This is a genomic window from Pseudoalteromonas sp. SWXJ133 (assembly GCF_015864365.1).
Classification (GTDB): Bacteria; Pseudomonadota; Gammaproteobacteria; order Enterobacterales; family Alteromonadaceae; genus Pseudoalteromonas; species Pseudoalteromonas arctica.
Window position 1 is genome coordinate 1 of the sequence record NZ_JADYXJ010000061.1, and the last position, 561, is coordinate 561.

General features: G+C 40.3%; 1 pseudogene. It reads right to left on the minus strand.

What is annotated here, in order from left to right:
• Positions 1-561, minus strand: a pseudogene (locus I6F40_RS19625) (hypothetical protein); the annotation flags it as partial.

Consider the following 561-nt stretch of genomic DNA (forward strand, 5'->3'; position numbering starts at 1 on the left):
AAGCGAATGACACGCATAACAGCCTTGCATAAAGCTGTTATCGCGCGGCTCACCTTGCCAAGTAGCAATTTTATTATCGCCAATTATTTTCCACTGCGACATATTGGTAGGGCTTGTTTGAGCTGTCTTTATTATTTTTTTAGTTTTATGTTCATCCGTTATATCGCTGTGGCACGATTTACAGCCCACATTTATATTCGAGAAGTGCGTATCAAAGCTTTCTTTTTCAGTAGTGTAATTACGCTTTAAATTATCTGAATGGCAATCGGCGCACATGCCGTTCCAGTTTTGCAGAGGTTGCAGCCAATGGAGACGGTCGCTGGGTTTTACATCTTCGTTAGCGTAGTTGGCATACCAACGCTTTCCGCCTAGTGATTTAGCGCGACTATCCCATGCAAAGGGAAATACTTGGTATTTGCCTTTTTCAACTTCAATTAAATACTGTTGCAGTGGGTCAAAGCCAAATACATAACTTACGGTGTACGTTTTTTTTGTACCTTGCTCGGTCAAATCAATTAAAAAGGCCTCTTTTTCTTTATAAAACACGGCTTTTTGAGAAAA